Here is a 20,147-nt window from a genome sequence, read left to right on the forward strand (position 1 = left end):
TGGTCCGGGCGGTCGATAGGAGTGAGTCATGTCTGATACCCGTCATTCGCGAGTGATTATTCTCGGTTCCGGCCCTGCCGGTTACAGCGCTGCCGTCTACGCTGCCCGGGCCAACCTCAAGCCGCTGCTGATTACCGGCATGCAGGCAGGCGGTCAGTTGACCACCACCACTGAAGTCGACAACTGGCCGGGCGACGTCCACGGCCTGACCGGCCCGGTGCTGATGGAGCGTATGAAAGAGCACGCCGAGCGCTTTGAAACCGAGATCGTGTTCGACCACATCAACCAAGTCGACTTCTCGAAAAAGCCTTACAGCCTGACCGGCGACAGCGGTGTCTATACCTGTGACGCGCTGATCATCGCTACCGGTGCCAGCGCCCGTTACCTGGGCCTGCCATCGGAAGAAGCGTTCATGGGCAAAGGCGTCTCCGCCTGCGCGACCTGCGACGGTTTCTTCTACCGTAACAAGCCGGTCGCTGTGGTCGGTGGCGGCAACACCGCCGTGGAAGAAGCGCTGTACCTGGCCAACATTGCCAGCACCGTGACCCTGGTTCACCGCCGCGAGACCTTCCGCGCCGAGAAGATCCTGATCGACAAACTGCACGCCCGTGTGGCTGAAGGCAAGATCATCCTCAAGCTCAACGCCACCCTGGATGAAGTCCTGGGCGACAACATGGGCGTGACCGGTGCTCGCCTGAAAAACAACGACGGCAGCTTCGACGAGCTGAAAGTCGACGGCGTGTTCATCGCCATCGGCCACACCCCGAACACCTCGCTGTTCGAAGGCGTGCTCGAAGCCAAAGATGGCTACCTGGTTGTGCAAGGCGGCCGTGAAGGCAACGCCACTGCGACCAACATCGAAGGCATCTTTGCCGCCGGTGACGTGGCTGACCACGTGTACCGCCAGGCCATCACCTCGGCCGGCGCTGGTTGCATGGCGGCCTTGGACGCTGAGCGTTACCTCGACGGTTTGAAGGACGCTGCGTTCTAAACCCGTTGAAATGAAAAAACCGGCTGAGAGGCCGGTTTTTTTATGCGCACGATTCAAGCCGCACCACAGTGCTGATGTGCCAACCCGATTCAATGTGGGAGCTGGCTTGCCTGCGATAGCGGTGGTGGCTGACACACCGCTATCGCAGGCAAGCCAGCTCCCACCTTAAACCGGGGTGGCAGATTAGATCAGCGGCGGGTCAGGGGCTGTGCGGTGAACTTCACGCCGGCCAAACCATGCGCAATCAACGCGCGGATATTGCCGTGATCACTGCCCTCCGGCGTTGCCACCACCGAACGGTAATGCTCACCAAACGCCAGCAGCGCTTCCTGGTCGCTCAAGCCTTCCAGCAGCGCCAAGCCCAAGGTCTTGCATGAACCTTCGTTCTGACCAGCAGCATTTTTTACGCCGCCATTGGTAAAAGCCTGCGGCTGGTAGTCGTAACCGGCAGCTACAAAAGCCAGGGTGTCGGCAAAAACGTGTTCGCCGCTGTTGAGGCTGGCGCGCAGGGTGTTCAGATCAGTCATGGGGTTTTCCTTTGGCGAACGCCGCCTGTTGGTCGGCGCTGGCTTCTTGCTGGTATTGGGCTTTCCACTCGGCATACGGCATGCCGTACACCACTTCGCGGGCATCATCGAGGCTCAGCTCGATGTGGCGCTCGTCGGCCTCGGCCTTGTACCACTTGGATAAGCAGTTGCGGCAAAAGCCCGAGAGGTTCATCAGGTCGATGTTCTGCACATCCTTGCGGCTGTCCAGGTGGGCCACCAACCGGCGGAAGGCGGCGGCTTCGAGTTCGAGGCGTTGTTGATCGTTCATAAGGCTCACTTAACTATCAGCGGCTGGCTGCGAGGGTTATCGACACCGACTCGGCAAAGCGCAGCGCATGGGGCTTGTCCACTTCGACTTCGGCGTACAGCACGGACTCATTGCTCATCACCAGGTCCAGCAACTCTTGCGTCAGGCGTTCGAGCAGCGCAAAGCGATTGCCTTCGACGTGGGCAATAATCGCCTTGGTGATGGTGCGGTAATTCAGCGCGTGGTCGATGTCATTGTCGCGCACGGCTTCCTGGGCGGCATACAGGATAGTCAGGTTGATCAGCACGTCCTGCTTGTTGTTGATCTCATCTTCATTGATGCCAATAAAGGTGCGCAGGCACAGGTCCTTGACCCGGATGCGCGCCATGCCTGGTTGAAGTTGTGGCATTGCTACTTGCTCCGTCCGATCAGTTGCAGGAACTCCATACGCGTGGTGTTCGACTCGCGGAACGCGCCGAGCATCACTGAGGTGTTCATGGTTGAATTCTGTTTTTCCACGCCGCGCATCATCATGCACATGTGCTTGGCTTCAATTACCACCGCCACGCCTGCGGCTTGGGTGACCTGCTGGATAGCGTCGGCGATCTGCCGCGTGAGGTTTTCCTGGATCTGCAGGCGCCGCGCGTACATGTCGACAATGCGCGCCAGCTTCGACAGGCCCAGCACCTTGCCGGTCGGTATATAGGCCACATGGGCCTTGCCGATAAAGGGCAGCAGGTGGTGCTCGCACAGCGAATACAACTCGATGTCCTTGAGGATCACCATCTCGTCGTTATCGGAGGCGAACAATGCGCCGTTGACGATGGTTTCCAGGTCCTGCTCATAGCCATGACACAGGTACTGCATGGCCTTGGCGGCGCGCTTGGGGGTGTCGAGCAAGCCTTCGCGCTCCGGGTCTTCGCCCAGGCCTTTGAGGATCTCGCGGTAGTGTTGGGGCAGGGACAAGGTCATACAACATCCTCACAAACGGCTTACTTGATATGCCGCCCGCCGTTGACGGTCAGGGTGGTTCCGGTGACATACGGGTTGTCCAGCAGGTAACGCACACTCTGGTAGATCACCGCAGGCCCAGGCTCGATGCCCAGCGCTGACTTGGCCAGCACCTTGGCGCGGTACGCCGCATCATCGCCCGCGTTGAACATCACCATCGCCGGCGCGATGCCGTTGACCTTGATCAGCGGCGCAAACTGCGCAGCGAACGAAAGTGTAAGGCTGTCGAGACCGGCTTTTGTGGCGCAGTAGGCGATGTGCTGGCGGCTGCCCTTGCGCACCACGTCATCGCTGATGTGCACGATATCGGCGGGTGTCGAGCGTTGCAGCAAAGGTGAACAATGCAGGTTGATCAGATACGGCGCAAGCATGTGCACGCTGAACATGTCGGTAAAGGCGCGGCTTTCGTCGCCAGGTGTTTCGGCAACCCACGCCGACGCGTTGTGAATGATCGCACGCAGGCTGTCGGTATGGGTTTTCAGTTCGGCGATAAAGGCCAGAATCCCGGCCTCAGTGGAGAAGTCGGCAAACACGCCGAGCGCGCCACGCGCGCGCAAGGCCTCAACGCCTGGGCGTTCGCTGCGGTAGCTGAAAATCACCGCGTGGCCTTCGTCGAGCAGGCGCTCGGCACAATAAAGGCCGACACGCTGGCCGGCACCGGTGATCAGGATCGGGGCGTTGGTTACCGTCATGGGAGGCTCGAGTCGCTGGCAGGTTGAAACTATACCAGCGACCGGCCACGCCTGTACTCAAGCAGCGGCTTGGGTAGTCTTGGGCGTTGGTGTTGGATGCAACCAGCTCGCGAGCAGATGGGTCGATAGAGGAATAAAGAAGTAAACCATCAGCGGCGTGAGTGCCAGGGTACTGACCAGCACACGCGGGAACATGTCCAACTCGCTGAGCAGCGGCCCCAGGCCGAAGTTGAACAGCAGCGACACCGGGAAAAATGCCAGCCAGATCGCCACCGCCTGTTTCCAGCGCGGTGGTCGTGCACCCACGGCACCGAACCAGCCATCGATGCCACTGACGCGATGCTCGGACGGGTCGGCAAACAGTTCGCTGCCACGGCTTAGCCAGGCGCTGCGCGAGGCGGAGAACTCCCAGGCATGCAGGGTTTTTTCATCGGCGAAGCGGAAGATGATCTGAAACTCATCATCATTGGGCGGCGGCGCAAGCACGCCGGAACCCAGGTAGCCGGGGAAGTCAGTGGCCAATTGCTCGCCTTCGCGCAGCCAGGCCATCAATTCTTCATAGCGCCCTTTGGCCACGCGGCGCGCAACCATCAAGGTGACGGGAGAGGTAGACATTGTGTATCTCCAAGTAATCAGGTGCGCCAAGCGGGTAGGTGGCGCACTAAGGTGGCGGCCGGGTAAGACCATCACCAAAAAGCACGCAAGGATTATTCCTGTTTTGAAGAAATACGCCAGCGGCAGTGGTCCGAAAAGTAACGGCCTTGAAAAGGACAGGTAGAAAGGCGTTAAATGGGACCCCAAATAACGTTGGCTTTTTGGCTCAAAATGCCCGTGATTAATGTGCCCATTGATAGCATTTCGCAACTGGAATCAACCGTCTCAGATGAGCTGTTTCCGATCCGTGAAGTGTCAAGACTGACAGGTGTGAACCCGGTCACACTGCGAGCCTGGGAGCGGCGGTATGGCCTGATCCAGCCAACGCGCACCGAAAGCGGGCATCGGCTCTACTCCAGCGCCGATATTGTGACCGTCAATCGTATTCTCGACTGGATTGAACGCGGCGTGGCCGTGAGCAAGGTCGGTAAGATCCTCGCCCGTGACGATCAGCAGGCTGAGACCATTCGTGCCGAGGGCGATAAGGTCGACGAGAGTGAGTGGTCACAGTGGCGACTGCGGTTGCTGCTGGCAGTCAAAGCCTTTGACGATCGCCAATTGGAAAGCCTGTACGGTCAGATTTTCGCGACTTACCCGCTGAACGTTGCGTTCCAGGACATCCTGATGCCCCTCTGGAGCGATCTGATGCGCCACCAGGGGCATTTTGGCCAGGCCAGTGAATGGCTTTTTTACGACACCTTCCTGCGCATGCGTACCTTTGAGCGCTTGCAGCTTGCCAGTGCCCCACTCGCGCCGCGGGTGTTGCTGGCGGCCATGCCTGGCGAATGCCGTAAATTGGAACTGCTGGTAGCGGCGCTGATGCTCAGTCACGAAGACACGCCGGTGAAAGTGCTGGGCATGGGCCAGCCCTTTGATGAACTGACATTGGTGTGTGAAAAGATCCGGCCCAAGGCGCTGGTGATTTTCTCCAACCATTGGCATAACCATGATCTGGCAGCGCGCCTGAACCGTCTGGCGTTGACCCTGGATTGCCCACTGTTCCTGGCCGGTGCCGCTGCGGACCTGGCCGAGGGTGATCTGGCCGGTTCGTCTATCGGCTGCCTGGGCAGCGAAGGGCGCCAGATGCAGAGCCGCTTGCAGCAGTTTCTTGCAGGCCAGTTGGATAGTTGATTTCAGGCGTGTACGTGCGGATGGACCAACCGGTGCTGATGCAGGATGAACTGGCGTAACCGTTCGATCTCATTCGCGTCACTCTGGCTCAGGCGATAAGCGAACAGACCCCGCGCGGTTTCCCGTTCCAGCGTGCCGCGCAAGGCAATACGCTCGTAACCGGACGGACTGAACCACAGGGAAAAGGTTTTCGGCGGTTTGACCCGTCCGCGAATTTCCACCAGTACGCCCTTGAATGACACCTCATGCACCCATAGCGCGGCAGGGTTGCCCCTGACGTTTTCCATCGCCACGGGGGCTTCAAGCGCCAGGCGCCATGGACGGATCATCGGCCCATCTTCAAAAATGCTCGGCACGCCCAAGCGCAGATGCACCGCATGAAACTCGTCTTCCACCAAATGCAGCGGGAAGGTCAGTTGCTGGTTGTCGAACTGTGCCTGGATGGTGACGTGGTCGTGAGCGGCCAGGCGCGTGAGCAAATCGCGAATCTGCGCACCGCCATTAACGGTCAGGCTCGACCAGGCATCCCGCAGGTTGAGTTGCGGGTTGTGCTGCATGTCCTGGATAAAATCCAGCTCGTCCTGCGTCAATAGCGCGTCGCGTTGCATTGATGTAGCTCAAGGGTGAGGCATTAAAAAGCCATTATCGCTCTAAAGACCGCATTTTTTACACTTTGTTAATTCCGCTCGTCGCCTTGAGTGCCGCCAGCTCATCTTTAAGCTCGGCCACTTGGGCTTCCAACTGAGCGATGCGTTGCTGCGCTTTCACCTGAACCGTAACGTCTTTTTGCACACCGACAAAATACGTTTGCTTGTCGGCCTTGTTGTAAACCGTGGAAAGCGACAGCTCATTCCAGAAGTGCGTGCCGTCCTTGCGGTAATTGCGCAGTATCTCCCGGCAGGCTCCACCGCTGTCGAGGGCTTCACGAATGGCCATCAGCGCCGGTTGGTCACGGTCACCCGCCTGCAGGAAGCGGCAATCCTGATACAGGATGTCGTCCAGGGTGTAACCGGTCAAACGCTCGAACGCCGGGTTCACGTAGATCAGCGGCTTGTCCTGGCCTTCACGTTCGGCGACGACGATACCGTCGTTAGAAGCGTTGATCACCAGTTGCATCAGGTTGGCGTTGATCATTGAGCAATCCATCGCATGTTTTTAAAGCCTGAATTCTATGGCAACTTTTGAATGTTGCACGGTGTGCACTGAAATATTTGTGTCAGCTGCTAATATCCCACGCTTTCGCTCAACTACAGGATCAGATTGATGAAAGTCGCCATCCTTTCCGGCTCGGTCTACGGCACAGCTGAAGAAGTCGCCCGCCACGCCGCCGGTATCCTCAACGCCGCCGGTTTTGAAGCCTGGCACAACCCACGCGCCACCTTGGCCGACGTGCAAGCCTTTGCCCCCGAGGCATTCCTGGCGGTCACATCGACCACCGGCATGGGTGAACTTCCCGACAACCTGCAACCGCTGTATTCGACCATTCGTGACCAACTGCCAGCCGCCTGGCGCGACCTGCCCGGTGCGGTGATCGGCCTGGGTGACGCCAGCTATGGCGACACGTTCTGCGGTGGCGGCGAGCAAATGCGCGAACTGTTCGCCGAACTGGGCGTACGCGAAGTGCTGCCGATGCTGCGCCTGGACGCCAGCGAAAGCGTGACCCCGGAAGCCGACGCCGAGCCTTGGCTGGCCGAATTGGTCACTGCACTGCGCGCTTGACCGGGAATTCACGCAGCAAGGCCCGCCACGCCAGATAAAGGCAATGCCCCAGCGCAAGCTGATGCCGGTGTTCTGGCTCGTGCTGACGGGCTTGCTCAACCTGTTCGCCGTGCCTTTATTGGCGGCACTTCTCTGACACCGTTTGTACTATTCTCATGACTGACTCGCTCAGTCATCAAGCTGGCTGCCAAGGCAACTCCTTGCGTCATCGCGCCTGACTAGACTGGCTCCTCATCCAGAAAAATAATAAGAACGCGAACCAAGGAGGTTGTTGCCGTGAGCCTAGCCCCTGTTCTATCGCCACAGAATGTCAAAGACCAGGTCAGCGCTGCCGAATGGCAGACCCGCGTCGACCTCGCGGCCTGCTATCGCCTGGTGGCGCTGCATGGCTGGGATGACCTGATCTTCACGCATATTTCCGCCAAGGTGCCGGGTACCGATGATTTCCTGATCAACCCCTATGGGTTGATGTTTCATGAAATTACGGCGTCGAGCCTGGTCAAGGTTGATCAGGCCGGCAACAAGCTGATGGACAGCCCTTACGAGATCAACCCCGCCGGCTACACCATCCACAGTGCCATCCATGAAGTGCGCCACGACGTGGTCTGCGTGCTGCACACCCACACCGCCGCGGGGGTTGCGGTGTCGGCGCAGAAGCAGGGCGTGCTGCCGATCAGCCAGCAATCCACCTTTGTGTTGTCCAGCCTGGCCTATCACGCCTATGAAGGCGTGGCGCTCAACCCTGAAGAAAAAGCCCGCTTACAGGCGGACCTGGGCGACAACAATTTCCTCATGCTGCACAACCACGGTCTGTTGACCTGCGCTGGTTCGATCGCCGACACGTTTTTAATAATGTTCACCTTCCAGCGCGCTTGCGACATCCAGGTGCTGGCGCAAAACGGCGGCGCCGAATTAATTGCCATTGAGCCGCAGATTCTGGCGGGTGCCAAGGCGATGGTGGCGGTTGTCACAAAGAGCGCGCAAGGTATGGGTGGTGCACTGGCGTGGCCGGCGCTGTTGCGTAAATTGGACCTGCAAGATCCCGGGTATAAAAGCTGATGCCACTCGCCGAGATACCGCTCAGAGCCTGGCGCAAACGTGGCCAGGAATTTCTCTTTCGTGGCCACATGATCCGTTACTGGGTAGCGGGGCAGGGCGAGCCGTTGCTATTGATTCATGGCTTTCCCACCGCCAGTTGGGACTGGCACTACCTGTGGCAGCCCCTGGCCCAGCGTAACTTGGTGATCGCCTGCGACATGCTCGGGTTTGGCGATTCGGCCAAGCCGCTGAACCACGATTACTGCCTGCTGGAGCAGGCCGACCTGCAACAGGCGCTGCTCGAACACCTGCGTGTGGAGCGGCCGGTGCATGTGTTGGCCCATGACTATGGCGACAGCGTGGCCCAGGAATTACTGGCGCGCCATTACGACGGCCGCTTCCTGATGGCCAGCTGCGTGTTCCTCAATGGTGGGCTGTTTCCCGAGACCCATCGCCCGGCATTGGTGCAGAAACTCTTGCTCAGCCCACTCGGCTGGATGATCGGCCGTGCCTTTGGGCGCAACGCTTTGTCGAACAGTTTCAGCCAGATTTTCGGCCCGAACACGCGGCCCAGTGAAAGTGCACTGGATGACTTCTGGAGCTTGATCAACTGCAATGACGGCCCGCGTATCCTGCATAAGTTGATTGCCTACATTCCCCAGCGCCGCCGTCTGCGTGAACGCTGGGTGGTGGCGATGCAACGCAATGAAGTGCCGCTGCGGGTAATCGATGGAGAAGTCGATCCCATTTCCGGTGCGCATATGGTGGAGCGTTATCGCCAGTTGGTGCCCAATGCCGACTCGGTATTACTGACCAATATCGGCCACTACCCGCAGATCGAAGCGCCGGTGCTGGTGCTCAAGCATTATTTGGCGTTTCGTGAACGCATCGCTCAGCCGGCGCCGCGAGTGGCCTACTCCTGAGGCCAATCCCGGGCTGCTGCGCAGCCCAGCGGGAGCAAGCTCCCTCGCCACAACAGCCGGTTGATCATCGCGCTGTCTTATTGAGCACCATTCAGCCTCGGCCGTGTTTATTGTGACCAAAGGCTGCGTGCGTGACACTCAACCCATTGCCAATGTCGCCAACGGAGTTCGGTATGAGTGAGTCAGTGCAGTTCCAGGATAAGGTCGTGATCGTCACCGGTGCCGGCGGCGGGCTGGGCCGTGCCCATGCGCTGCTGTTTGCCAGGCACGGGGCCAAAGTGCTGGTCAACGACCTCGGCGGCTCGACCCAGGGCGAAGGCGCGAATGCCTCGGCCGCCGACCGTGTAGTGGCGGAGATTCGCGAGGCGGGCGGTACTGCCGAGGCCAACCATGACTCCGTAACCGAGGGGGACAAGATCGTCCAGCACGCTCTCGACGTGTTCGGCCGTGTCGACGTGGTGGTCAACAACGCCGGCATCCTGCGCGACAAGACCTTCCACAAAATGGACGACAGTGACTGGGACCTGGTGTACCGCGTGCATGTCGAAGGTGCCTACAAAGTTACCCGCGCCGCCTGGCCGCACATGCGCGAGCAGGGTTATGGCCGCGTGATCTTTACCGCGTCCACCTCGGGCATCTATGGCAACTTCGGCCAGTCCAACTACGGCATGGCCAAGCTGGGCCTCTACGGTTTGACCCGCACCCTGGCGCTGGAAGGGCGCAAGAACAACATCCTGGTCAATGCCATCGCCCCCACCGGCGGCACGCGCATGACCGAAGGCCTGATCCCGCCGCAGGTGTTCGAACGCCTCAAGCCGGAACTGGTCAGCCCGTTGGTGGTGTACCTGGGCAGCGAGGCGTGCCAGGACACCTCGGGCTTGTTTGAAGTCGGCGGCGGCTGGATCGGCAAAACCCGCTGGGAGCGCAGCCTGGGCGTGGGGTTTGACCCTGAGGCCGGGTTCTCACCCGACGATGTGGCGGCGCACTGGGCGCAGATCTGCGACTTCGAAGGCGCTGCGCACCCCAAGGACAACATCGAAGCGTTGAAAGAGATGATGGCCAATTTGCAGAAGTTCAGCCTCTGATCGTTGCTTGAACACAGTTGAATAATACGGGGCGCTAAAGGCGCCCCGTTTTATTTTGGGTATAAAAAAGGCCGCTGCAAACGCAGCGGCCGAAGTAAGACGTTGGATCAAGGAGCGACAAATCAACGTCAGTGAACAGCGGTAATAGATTGAAACATTAGGCCAATCTATTGGAATCAGACTTTTCCTGGATTTACCCAAGCGGGCCATCTGCCCTGAAAGTGCGTTAAGAATAGTCGGTTGTAACAAAATGAGTAATAGCAGTTCAGGACAAGGACTGTTGCAATTTCAGTAATGATCGCCGGTGCGCTATCCATCCTCCTGATAATCCGCCATCTGCCTAATCCATGGTGGCGCCCAAACCGCGGCCAGAGCGCCTGTTCATCCTTTCGAGCGACACCACGAATACCCCTTTGGTGCGCTTATCGCTCCCGAGGGGCGGCAGTAGGGTGGGGCCTTCTGTCACTCACCGGGGAAGACGCATGACAAAAACAACAATGCGCGCCATCTTCACGCCACAGGCGCTGGCCACGGCGGTTGCGCTGGGTTTCTGCGCCCAGGCGCAGGCTGTTTCATTCAACATCGGCGAGATCGAAGGGCAATTCGATTCCTCGCTGTCGGTCGGCGCCAGTTGGGGCATGCGCGATGCTGACAAGAAGCTGGTGGGCATTCCCAACGGCGGCACGGGGCAGGCGTCCACCGGTGATGACGGGCGGCTGAACTTCAAGAAGGGTGAGACCTTCTCCAAGATCTTCAAGGGCATTCACGACCTGGAGCTTAAGTACGGCGACAGCGGCATCTTTGTGCGCGGCAAGTACTGGTATGACTTCGAACTGCAGGACGAAAACCGCGAGTTCAAGCAAATCAGCAACAACCACCGCGACGAAGGTGCGCGCTCGTCCGGCTACGAGCTGCTGGATGCTTTTGTGTATCACAACTATTCCATCGGCGATTTGCCGGGCGCCGTGCGGGTCGGCAAACAGGTGGTGAGCTGGGGTGAAAGTACGTTTATCGGTAACTCGATCAACAGCATCAACCCCATCGACGTCTCGGCGTTCCGCCGCCCAGGCGCCGAGATCAAGGAAGGCCTGATCCCGGTCAACATGCTGTTCGCGTCCCAAAGCCTGACTAACCAGCTGTCGGTGGAAGGCTTCTACCAGCTCAACTGGGAAAACACCGTGGTGGATAACTGCGGCACCTTCTTTGGTAACGATGTAGTGGCTCACGGCTGCAATGGCAACTACACGGTCGGCAGCCCGGCGATTGCGCCGTTGCAACCGGTGGCCGCAGCATTTGGCCAGGGCTTTCAGGTGACGCGCGAAGGCGTGGTGGTGCAGCGCGCCAACGACCGCGAAGCGCGCGATGGCGGCCAGTTCGGTGCGGCCTTGCGCTGGCTGGGCGATGACACCGAGTACGGCCTCTACTTCATGAACTACCACAGCCGCACGCCAACGGTGGGCACGATTACCGCCAACACCAACCTGGCCACCATCGGCCGCATCGTCAGCACTGCCAACGCCATCGCGCCCGGCAGTGGTTCGGGCCTGGCCCAGAGCACCATGCTCGGGCGTGGCCAGTATTACCTCGATTACCCGGAAGACATCCGCCTGTACGGCGCGAGTTTCTCCACCACCTTGCCCACCGGCACGGCCTGGACCGGCGAAATCAGCTATCGGCCGAATGCGCCGGTGCAACTCAACACCACCGACCTGACCCTGGCGCTGGTCAACCCGATTGCCGGCCAAACCGCCTCGCCGATCCGCAGTTCGTTCGGCTCGGACAACTCAGGTTACCGCCGCAAGGAAATCACCCAGATCCAGAGCACCATGACCCAATTCTTCGACCAGGTGCTGGGTGCCGAACGCCTGACGCTGGTGGGCGAGGCGGCCTATGTGCACGTCGGCGGGCTGGAAGCCAAGACCAAACTGCGTTATGGCCGCGATTCGGTGTATGGCGCCTATGGTTTCGGCGGCGACACCGACGGCTTCGTCACCGCGAACTCCTGGGGTTACCGCGCCCGCGCGATCCTCGACTACAACAACGTGTTCGCCGGGGTGAACCTCAAGCCCAACCTGTCCTGGTCCCATGACGTCAGCGGCTACGGCCCCAACGGCATTTTCAACGAAGGCGCCAAGGCGATCAGCGTCGGCGTGGATGCGGACTACCGCAACACCTACACCGCGAGCCTGAGCTACACCGACTTTTTCGGCGGTGACTACAACACCCTCACCGACCGCGACTTTATCGCCCTCAGCTTCGGCGTGAACTTCTGACTTGGTTTAAGGAAGGACAACAACCTATGCGTAAGCTATTTGCAGTGATGGCCCTGAGTGTACTGGCCGCCCACGTCATGGCCGCCGTCTCGCCCGAAGAGGCCGCCAAGCTCGGCACCACCCTGACGCCGGTCGGCGCCGAAAAAGCCGGCAACGCCGACGGTTCGATCCCGGCCTGGACCGGCGGCATCCCGAAAAACGCTGGCGCGGTGGACAGCAAAGGCTTTCTGGCCGACCCGTTCGCCAATGAAAAACCGCTGTTCGTGATCACTGCCGCCACGGTCGACAAGTACAAAGACAAGCTCTCCGACGGCCAGGTGGCGATGTTCAAGCGTTACCCCGAGACCTACAAGATCCCGGTGTACCCGACCCATCGCACGGTCAACCTGCCGCCGGATATCTACGAGTCGATCAAGCGCAGCGCGCTGAACGTGCACGCGATTAACGACGGTAATGGCCTGGAAAACTTCACCGGCAACCGTTACTACGCGTTCCCGATCCCGAAAAATGGTGTGGAAGTGTTGTGGAACCACATCACCCGTTATCACGGCGGTAACCTCAAGCGCATCATCACCCAGGCCACCCCGCAAACGAATGGCAGCTACACGCCGATTCGCTTCGAAGAAGAAGTGGCGGTGCCGCAAGCCATCCCGGACATCGACCAGGCCAAGGCGGCCAACGTGCTGAGCTTCTTCAAGCAATCGGTCACGGCGCCCGCACGCCTGGCGGGCAACGTGCTGCTGGTGCATGAAACCCTCGACCAGGTGAAGGAGCCGCGTCTGGCCTGGATCTACAATGCCGGCCAACGCCGCGTGCGCCGTGCACCGCAAGTCTCGTATGACGGCCCGGGCACCGCCTCCGATGGCCTGCGCACTACCGACAACTTCGACATGTTCTCCGGCGCGCCCGACCGCTACGACTGGAAACTGGTCGGCAAAAAAGAGATGTACATCCCCTACAACAGCTACAAGCTCGATTCGCCGACCCTCAAGTACGACGACATCATCAAGGCCGGGCACATCAACCAGGACCTCACCCGCTACGAGCTGCACCGCGTGTGGGAAGTGGTCGGCATGGTCAAGCCGAGCGAGCGGCACATCTACGCCAAGCGCCACATGTACATCGACGAAGACAGCTGGCAGGTCGCGCTGGTGGACCACTACGACGGGCGAGGCCAACTGTGGCGCGTTGCTGAAGGCCATGCGCAGTTCTATTACGACCACCAAGTGCCGGCCTACACCGTGGAAACCCTGTACGACATCATTGCCGGGCGCTACATCGCGCTCGGCATGAAGAATGAGGAAAAGCGCAGTTTCGTGTTCGGCTTCGCGGCCAAGGCGGCGGATTACACGCCAGCAGCGCTGCGGTCCGAGGGCGTTCGCTGACTCAGATATAAAATATGGGAGCGAGCTTGTGTGGGAGCTGGCTTGCCTGCGATAGCATCACCTCGGTATGCCTGTCAGACCGAGGTGTCTGCATCGCAGGCAAGCCAGCTCCCACATAAGCCAGCTCCCACAGTTGTCTGCATTCTGCCTTTAATTAATGCCCTTCAATCACCCTGCTGAATACTTCTTCAACAACCGCCAACCACAGGACTAGGGTGGCGTCAGGTTGCATAACAATAAAAACGCAGGATGCAGCAATGACCGCCATGACCCGCTGCCTGGACCGTCCTGGATTCATGCCACGGCTGTCCGCCCATCACCTGTTACGCCCGCAATTGACCGAGCCGTTGCTCGCAGCAACCGTGAGGGTGAAGTTGCTGTGCGCGCCGGGTGGCAGTGGCAAAAGCGCGTTACTGGCCGAGTGTGCCTTGCAGGCGCCCAAGGGTTGCCAGGTCTATTGGCTGCCACTCAATGGTGCGGCTTTGAGCCCCGATGAGTTGTGCCAACGCTTGGCGCACAACCTGGGGCTGGCGTTTGTCGATGAAGCTACCTTGTTGCTTGACCTCAGCCGCTGGCAGCCCACGGCGTGGTTGTTCCTGGATGATTACTGCCGCCTGCCCGCGCCCGAGCTGGATGCTTTGCTCGACCGCCTGCTCAGTGTCGCCAGCCCGGCGCTGACCTGGTGGCTGGGCGCGCGGCGGCGACCGGCATGCAACTGGCCGCGGTTGTTGCTCGACGATGAACTGTTGGTGTGCAGCGAACTGAACTTCAGCCCGGCGCAAGTCCAGCAACTGCTCGGCGGCGGGCAAAGCTTCGACAGCGTGATGCAGTTCAGCGGCGGTTGGTGCGCCGGTGTACGCATTGCCTTGCTCGGTGATGGTCACCCGGACAAAACCTTGCTCGACTACCTGCAACACGAACTGCTGCGCACCTTGCCGGTCGAGTTGGCTGAGGCCTGGCGGGTATTGGCGCACCTGCCGCGCTTCAACCCGGGCCTGTGTGAGCACCTGTTCGGCGCTGGCGACGGCGCCCACTACCTGCGGGAGTTGCAGGCATTGGGCGCCTTTATCCAGCCCTGGGAAGACACCACCGATTGGCTGCAGGTCTTTGCGCCGCTCGCACGCTTGCTGCGCGATGAGCCCTGGCCGGCCAAGCGCGCCTGGCATCGGCGTGCCTGCCAATGGTTTACCGCCGAGTGCGATTGGCAAGCCGCGTTTGAACAGGCCTTGCTGGCCGAAGCGTTTGAGATGGCGGTGAGCCTGTTGCAACACTTCAGTTTTGAAGACTTGTTCCGTCAGCAGAATGCGCAGCTGTTGCTGCGTCTGCATGAGCAACATGGCGATGAATTGATGCTTGGCTCCGCACAACTGGTGGGGCTGGTGACGGCCGCATTGTTGTTCGCCGGGCGCTTTGAGCAAGCCGGTGTGTGCATCGACCAGCTTGCCCGGTTTGCACCACAGCCGACGGCGGCGAAACAGCGGCATTTACTGGCGCGCTGGCAGGCGCAATGGGGCTGGTTGTTGCACCTCAATGGAGATGCCGAGCGCTCCCGCGAGCATTTTCTGGAGGCTTTGCAAGCGTTGCCCGACAGCGCCTGGACTTCCCGGCTGATGTGCCTTTCGGGCCTGACCCAGCAAGCCTTGCTGCGCGGCGAGCTGGACGTGGGCCAAGCCTTGAACCGCGAAGCGCTGTGCCTGGCGCGTGCCCATGGTTCATTGGTGCTGGAAGCGCTGCTGGAACTGGATCATGCGCAATTGCTGGAGCAACGCGGTGCACCGTATCGGGCGCAAAGCCTGCTGGAAAATGTGCAGGCGATGCTGGCGCGCCAGCGCCTCAAGGCGGGGCCACTGGTAGGGCGCATCGCCCTGCGGCGCGGGCATCTGGCGTTGCGCCAAGGCCAGGACACGCTCGCCGGTGAATGTTTCGAGAGCGGTTTGAGCCTGTGCCTGCACAGTCAGGACAAGCGCGTGCTCTATGGGTTTCTCGGCCTGGCGTTGCTGGCGGCCAACCATGGCGATTACGCCCAGGCGTTTGCCCAGCTGCGCGAAGCGGAGCGCTTGATGCAGCAACGCCATGTGCCGGACTCGGTATACCGCGCGGTGCTGCTGTTGGTCAGTGGGCACTTCTGGTTGCAACAGGGCCGTGCCGAACTGACCGTGGAAGCAGTGCGCCGGGTGCTGCGCCACTTCCGTGGGCCACAGGCCCGGCAAGCACCGCCGGCTACGCTGGAACTGATTCCACGGCTGGAGTACTTGCTGGTGCTGGCCGAGGTGAAGCTGGGTGTGGCCGTTCAGCCCATGGAGCGCCTGTATGCCTTGCTCGACACCACCCAACAACGCGGCATGCTCTGCCTGGAAACCGAGCTGCACCTGGTGCTGGGCGAAGTGGCCTGGCAGTTGGGCGACTCAGCCGTGGCCCGGCGCGCCCTGCAAACCGGGCTGGAGCTGGCGCAACGCTGCCAGGTGCAGCAGGCGATTCGCGAGCTGCGTTTGCGTGCGCCGGGGCTATTGATTGAGCTGGGTCTGGAAACCCCGGCGGCGCCCAGTGGCGTGGTGGAAAACCCGCTGAGCCAACGCGAACTGGAAGTGCTGCAGCTGATCGCCCAAGGCAACTCCAACCTGGAAATCGCCGACCGGCTGTTTATCTCGCTGCACACCGTCAAGACTCACGCGCGGCGTATCCACAGCAAGCTCGGCGTGGAGCGACGCACCCAAGCGGTGGCCAAGGCCAAGACATTGGGCTTGATGGTCTAGGCGCAGAACGCCTGGCGGTATTCCCCGGGCGTGGCGCCCATGGCCTGGCGAAAACGGTGGGTAAAGTGGCTGGCGCTGGAGAAGCCACACCGCCACGCAATCTCGCCAAGGGGCAGGGCGCCGCCACGCAACAGGGCTTGCGCACGCGCCAGGCGACGTGCCAACAGGTACTGGTGGGGCGGCAGGCCGAAGCTTTGGCGGAACATTCGCGCAAAATGGTATTCCGACAGCGCGCACAGGCCGGCCAGTTGCCCGAGGCTGATCGGGTCTTCCAGGTGGTGGTCGATAAACTCCACCAACAGCCGCCGCTGATGCGCCGCCAACCCGCCCTTCAAACGCAGGCCATCGCGTGCGCCGACTTGGCTGAGCAAGGTGTGGCTGAGCATTTCATGGGCCAGACTGCTGGTCAGCAGGCGCTCGGCGGGCTCCTGCCAGTTGAGGGCGATCAGTTGGTGAAAGCGTTGGGCCTGGCTGGCGTCTTCGAGGAAGGTGCTTTCGCGCAGTTGCAGTTCCCGCGGTTCGCGATCGAGCAACGTGACGCAGCCGAGGGCAAATTGCTCGGGACTGAAATACACGTGGGCCAGGCGGATCTCACCGTTGATCACCCAAGCCGACTGGTGCTCGGCGGGCAGTATGCAGAGTTTATCCGGGCCGCCCTTGGTGCCAGGCTGATCGCGCCGAAACGTGCCGGTGCCGCCGCCGATGTAGCAGGACAAGGTGTGATGGGTCGGCGCCTGGTAGTCCTGCGAGTCGTGATGGTTGCTCCACAAGGCCGCAGACAAGCCGTCACCGAGCTCGGCGCAGGCTTCCAGGCGTGCGTTGGGCGAGCGGTTAAGGGCTTGAAAGACTTGCAGGGATTCCAGATCTGGCATGGTTGTGCTCTCCGACGCCTTGCATCCTACTCCCGCCGGCGATGGCTGTGATCCCTGCGCCCGACAAAAGCGCAAGAATGTGCAAGAGCGCCGGCCGGCTGCCAAGGGACACTGTGCCTCAATCGACGGAGCCCGCTATGAACCTTTTCCTGTATTTACTCACCGTGCTGATCTGGGGCACCACCTGGATCGCCCTCAAATGGCAATTGGGCGTCGTGGCGATTCCCGTGTCGATCGTCTACCGCTTCGGCCTGGCGGCGCTGGTGCTGTTTGCGCTGTTGCTGCTCAGCCGCAAGTTGCAGGTGATGAACCGGCGCGGGCATTTGATCTGCCTGGCGCAGGGGCTGTGCCTGTTCTGCGTCAACTTCATGTGCTTCCTGACCGCCAGCCAATGGATCCCGAGCGGTCTGGTGGCAGTGGTGTTTTCTACCGCCACGTTGTGGAACGCCCTCAATGCCCGGGTGTTTTTTGGCCAGCGCGTAGCACGTAACGTGTTGATGGGCGGCGCGCTGGGGTTGCTGGGGCTGGGCTTTCTATTCTGGCCGGAACTGGCAGGGCATACCGCCAGCCCGCAGACCTTGCTCGGCCTGGGGTTGGCATTGTTGGGGACGATGTGTTTCTCGGCGGGCAATATGCTCTCGAGCCTGCAACAGAAGGCCGGGCTCAAGCCGCTGACCACCAACGCTTGGGGCATGGCCTATGGCGCTTTGATGCTGGCGACTTACTGTGCGGTGCGCGGCATTCCTTTCGACATGGACTGGAGTGCGCGGTATATCGGCGCGCTCTGGTATTTGGTGATTCCGGGTTCGGTGATCGGCTTTACCGCGTACCTCACCCTGGTTGGGCGCATGGGGCCGGAGCGGGCGGCGTATTGCACGGTGCTGTTTCCGGTGGTGGCGCTGAACGTGTCGGCGTTTGCCGAGGGATACCAGTGGACCGCCCCGGCGCTGATGGGGCTGGTGTTGGTGATGTTGGGGAATGTGTTGGTGTTTCGTAAGCCTAAGCTGGTTCAACCGGTCTTGCAGGCGAAGGCTATCTAATGTGGGAGCTGGCTTGCCTGCGATGGCGGTGGGTCAGTCAAAGTTGAGCTAGCTGACCCACCGCAATCTCAGGCAAGCCAGCTCCCACAGTTGCCCTATTTGAGGCCCAGGCGCTTGGCCATGCGGCCGAGGTTGGCGCGGTCCAGGCCGAGTTCGCGGGCGGCGCTGGCCCAGTTGTGCTGGTGGCGTTCCAGGCAGGCGCTGATGATTTGGCGCTGGTAGTGCTCGGTGGCCTGGCGCAGGTCGCCGGTCGCGGCCTGCGGCGCTTGCAGCGGTGCTTCGATAGCCGGCGCGCTGACGTCCGGCAGGTCCAGGTCCTGGGCGCTCAGGCTCAGAATCTTCGGCCGCTCGCGGCAGTTACCGAGGGCTTTGAGCGCGCTGCGCCCGATCAAATGTTCCAGCTCCCGCACATTGCCTGGCCAGTTATAGGCCAGCAGCGCGGCCTGGGCGTCGCTGGTCAGGCGCAGGCTGCCCAGGCCCATGCGCGAACGGTTCTGCTCCAGGAAGTACCCCGCCAGCAGCAACACGTCCCGCCCGCGCTCACGTAGCGCCGGCACTTGCAGCGGGTACACGCTCAGGCGGTGGTAGAAGTCGGCGCGGTAGCGGCCATTGCGCACTTCTTCGGCGAGGTCGCGGTTGGTGGCGGCAATCAGGCGTACATCCACCTGGTGTTCCTTGTCCGAACCCAAGCGCTGCAACTGGCCGCTTTGCAGCACGCGCAGTAATTTGGCCTGCACGGTCAGCGACAATTCGCCCACTTCATCCAGGAATAGGGTGCCGCCATTGGCCAGCTCGAACTTGCCACGGCGTTCATTCAACGCGCCGGTAAAGGCGCCGCGCACGTGGCCGAACAGTTCGCTTTCCACCAGGGTTTCCGGCAGCGCGGCGCAGTTGAGGCTGATCATCGGCTTGTCCGCACGCGGGGACGCGGCGTGGATGGCTTGGGCGACCAGCTCCTTGCCGACCCCGGTTTCGCCGGTAATCAGCACGGTCAGGTCGCTGCCGCCCACCAGCTTGATCTCCTCGACCAGACGCTTGTGCGCCTTGCTCTGGCCGATCATTTCCTTGTGCTGTTGGCCGCTGGCCTGGCGGTAGATCTCGGCGCGCTGATGTTCGTCCTCGGCGCGTAATGCCAGGCGCTCGATGCGTTCGGCGACATTGACCGTGGCCGCCGCCAGGCTGGCAAAGGCTTGCAAAGCATCCAGCTCAACGCGTTCGAAACGCTCGGTGTCCAGCGCGTCGAGGGTCAGCAGGCCCCAGGGCTGGTCGTCGATAAACAGCGGGCAACCCATGCAGTCGTGCACTTCCAGGTGCCCGTGCAGGCCGTCGACCAAGCCGTCGTAGGGGTCGGGCAGTTCGCTGTCGCTGTCAAACCGGGTAGGGCCAGCGCTGCTCAGCAACACTTCAAAGCGCGGGTGTTCGCTGACCTTGAAGCGACGGCCAAGGGTATCGGCGCTCAACCCATCCACTGCCAGCGGCACCAGCCACTCACCGTCCAGGCGTAACAACGCGGCGGCATCGCACGGCAACAGTGCGCGCATGGCTTGCAACAGGCGTCGATAGCGCTCGCCCTCGGGCAGTTCGCGGGACAGGTCGGCGACCAGGGGCAGCAGGGTGGTGAGCAGCGATTGTGCAGTCATAATGACTCCTTGTAGTCCTTGTGACTATAAGGTGTAGGGAGTCATACTGACTACATTATAATTAACTTATTGAATTATAACGATTAATTAGTTGGCACGAATGCTGAGTAGGTAAAAGTAATCAGTAAAGAGACCCAGGAGTCTG

Annotated in this window: 20 protein-coding genes; 10 read left to right on the forward strand and 10 right to left on the reverse strand. The window is 60.8% G+C overall.

From position 1 onward, the window contains the following. Positions 1-28: 28 nt before the first annotated feature. Positions 29-991 carry a thioredoxin-disulfide reductase gene (gene trxB / locus HBO23_RS27600; RefSeq protein WP_017137935.1) on the forward strand — a complete coding sequence of 321 codons (963 nt, stop codon included), beginning with the start codon at positions 29-31 and terminating at the stop codon, positions 989-991. 188 nt (positions 992-1,179) lie between these two features. Here trxB and HBO23_RS27605 read toward each other — a convergent pair whose 3' ends face one another. The 6 genes from HBO23_RS27605 to HBO23_RS27630 are packed head-to-tail and all read right to left on the reverse strand — an operon-like array spanning position 1,180 to position 4,104. Continuing rightward, the gene (locus HBO23_RS27605; RefSeq protein ID WP_170040508.1) at positions 1,180-1,518 is read right to left on the reverse strand and encodes a HopJ type III effector protein; all 339 of its coding nucleotides are present in this window, start codon (positions 1,516-1,518) and stop codon (positions 1,180-1,182) included. After that, positions 1,511-1,807 carry a DUF1244 domain-containing protein gene (locus HBO23_RS27610; protein WP_017135092.1) on the reverse strand — a complete coding sequence of 99 codons (297 nt, stop codon included), beginning with the start codon at positions 1,805-1,807 and terminating at the stop codon, positions 1,511-1,513. Before HBO23_RS27610 ends, HBO23_RS27605 begins: the two co-directional genes overlap by 8 nt. Positions 1,808-1,823: 16 nt before the next feature. Beyond that, entirely contained in the window at positions 1,824-2,195 is a 372-nt protein-coding gene (folX, locus tag HBO23_RS27615; protein ID WP_017135091.1) for a dihydroneopterin triphosphate 2'-epimerase, read from the reverse strand. Positions 2,196-2,197: 2 nt separating this feature from the next. Beyond that, positions 2,198-2,758, reverse strand: a complete 561-nt coding sequence (gene folE, locus HBO23_RS27620) for a GTP cyclohydrolase I FolE (RefSeq protein ID WP_017135090.1) — start codon at positions 2,756-2,758, stop codon at positions 2,198-2,200. Positions 2,759-2,778: 20 nt separating this feature from the next. Next, the gene (folM, locus tag HBO23_RS27625) at positions 2,779-3,489 is read right to left on the reverse strand and encodes a dihydromonapterin reductase (protein ID WP_099549443.1); all 711 of its coding nucleotides are present in this window, start codon (positions 3,487-3,489) and stop codon (positions 2,779-2,781) included. A gap of 57 nt (positions 3,490-3,546) precedes the next feature. After that, on the reverse strand, positions 3,547-4,104 hold the full coding sequence (locus HBO23_RS27630; RefSeq protein WP_170040510.1) for an antibiotic biosynthesis monooxygenase: 558 nt from the start codon (positions 4,102-4,104) through the stop codon (positions 3,547-3,549). A gap of 210 nt (positions 4,105-4,314) precedes the next feature. Between HBO23_RS27630 and HBO23_RS27635 the strand changes: the two genes are divergently transcribed. Next, positions 4,315-5,274: a MerR family transcriptional regulator gene (locus HBO23_RS27635; protein ID WP_170040512.1), complete on the forward strand. Its 960-nt coding sequence runs from the start codon at positions 4,315-4,317 to the stop codon at positions 5,272-5,274. Positions 5,275-5,276: 2 nt separating this feature from the next. Here the strand turns inward: HBO23_RS27635 and HBO23_RS27640 are convergent, their stop codons facing one another. Beyond that, positions 5,277-5,882, reverse strand: a complete 606-nt coding sequence (locus HBO23_RS27640) for a hypothetical protein (RefSeq protein ID WP_017135086.1) — start codon at positions 5,880-5,882, stop codon at positions 5,277-5,279. Positions 5,883-5,940: 58 nt separating this feature from the next. Continuing rightward, the gene (locus HBO23_RS27645; RefSeq protein ID WP_017135085.1) at positions 5,941-6,408 is read right to left on the reverse strand and encodes a PAS domain-containing protein; all 468 of its coding nucleotides are present in this window, start codon (positions 6,406-6,408) and stop codon (positions 5,941-5,943) included. Between the two features lie 129 nt (positions 6,409-6,537). Here HBO23_RS27645 and HBO23_RS27650 point away from each other — a divergent pair, with 129 nt between their 5' ends. The 7 genes from HBO23_RS27650 (at position 6,538) to HBO23_RS27680 (ending at position 16,450) form a co-directional block, all read left to right on the forward strand. Continuing rightward, positions 6,538-6,993 (forward strand): flavodoxin, encoded by a 456-nt coding sequence (locus HBO23_RS27650; RefSeq protein ID WP_099549446.1) that lies wholly within the window; start codon positions 6,538-6,540, stop codon positions 6,991-6,993. A gap of 276 nt (positions 6,994-7,269) precedes the next feature. Beyond that, positions 7,270-8,052, forward strand: a complete 783-nt coding sequence (locus HBO23_RS27655) for a class II aldolase/adducin family protein (RefSeq protein ID WP_170040514.1) — start codon at positions 7,270-7,272, stop codon at positions 8,050-8,052. Further along, complete coding sequence (locus HBO23_RS27660; RefSeq protein WP_099549447.1) at positions 8,052-8,954, forward strand: alpha/beta hydrolase; 903 nt, start codon at positions 8,052-8,054, stop codon at positions 8,952-8,954. The genes HBO23_RS27655 and HBO23_RS27660 overlap by 1 nt, the downstream gene beginning before the upstream one ends. A 173-nt stretch (positions 8,955-9,127) precedes the next feature. Continuing rightward, on the forward strand, positions 9,128-10,039 hold the full coding sequence (locus HBO23_RS27665) for an SDR family oxidoreductase (protein ID WP_017135080.1): 912 nt from the start codon (positions 9,128-9,130) through the stop codon (positions 10,037-10,039). Between the two features lie 482 nt (positions 10,040-10,521). Continuing rightward, positions 10,522-12,312 carry a DUF1302 domain-containing protein gene (locus tag HBO23_RS27670; RefSeq protein ID WP_099549448.1) on the forward strand — a complete coding sequence of 597 codons (1,791 nt, stop codon included), beginning with the start codon at positions 10,522-10,524 and terminating at the stop codon, positions 12,310-12,312. A 26-nt stretch (positions 12,313-12,338) separates the two neighbouring features. Next, complete coding sequence (locus HBO23_RS27675) at positions 12,339-13,697, forward strand: DUF1329 domain-containing protein (RefSeq protein WP_169988435.1); 1,359 nt, start codon at positions 12,339-12,341, stop codon at positions 13,695-13,697. A gap of 257 nt (positions 13,698-13,954) precedes the next feature. Beyond that, positions 13,955-16,450 carry a LuxR C-terminal-related transcriptional regulator gene (locus HBO23_RS27680; RefSeq protein ID WP_170040516.1) on the forward strand — a complete coding sequence of 832 codons (2,496 nt, stop codon included), beginning with the start codon at positions 13,955-13,957 and terminating at the stop codon, positions 16,448-16,450. Here the strand turns inward: HBO23_RS27680 and HBO23_RS27685 are convergent. Next, complete coding sequence (locus HBO23_RS27685) at positions 16,447-17,322, reverse strand: AraC family transcriptional regulator (RefSeq protein WP_017135076.1); 876 nt, start codon at positions 17,320-17,322, stop codon at positions 16,447-16,449. The two genes, HBO23_RS27680 and HBO23_RS27685, sit on opposite strands and share 4 nt — an antisense overlap. Before the next feature lie 137 nt (positions 17,323-17,459). Between HBO23_RS27685 and HBO23_RS27690 the strand changes: the two genes are divergently transcribed. Next, the gene (locus HBO23_RS27690; protein ID WP_170040518.1) at positions 17,460-18,362 is read left to right on the forward strand and encodes a DMT family transporter; all 903 of its coding nucleotides are present in this window, start codon (positions 17,460-17,462) and stop codon (positions 18,360-18,362) included. 95 nt (positions 18,363-18,457) lie between these two features. Here the strand turns inward: HBO23_RS27690 and norR are convergent, their stop codons facing one another. Further along, positions 18,458-20,002, reverse strand: a complete 1,545-nt coding sequence (gene norR / locus HBO23_RS27695) for a nitric oxide reductase transcriptional regulator NorR (RefSeq protein ID WP_170040520.1) — start codon at positions 20,000-20,002, stop codon at positions 18,458-18,460. Positions 20,003-20,147 lie beyond the last annotated feature (145 nt).

Origin of the sequence: Pseudomonas sp. WS 5532 (assembly GCF_012985445.1) — a bacterium.
In the GTDB taxonomy this organism is placed as follows: Bacteria; Pseudomonadota; Gammaproteobacteria; order Pseudomonadales; family Pseudomonadaceae; genus Aquipseudomonas; species Aquipseudomonas edaphica.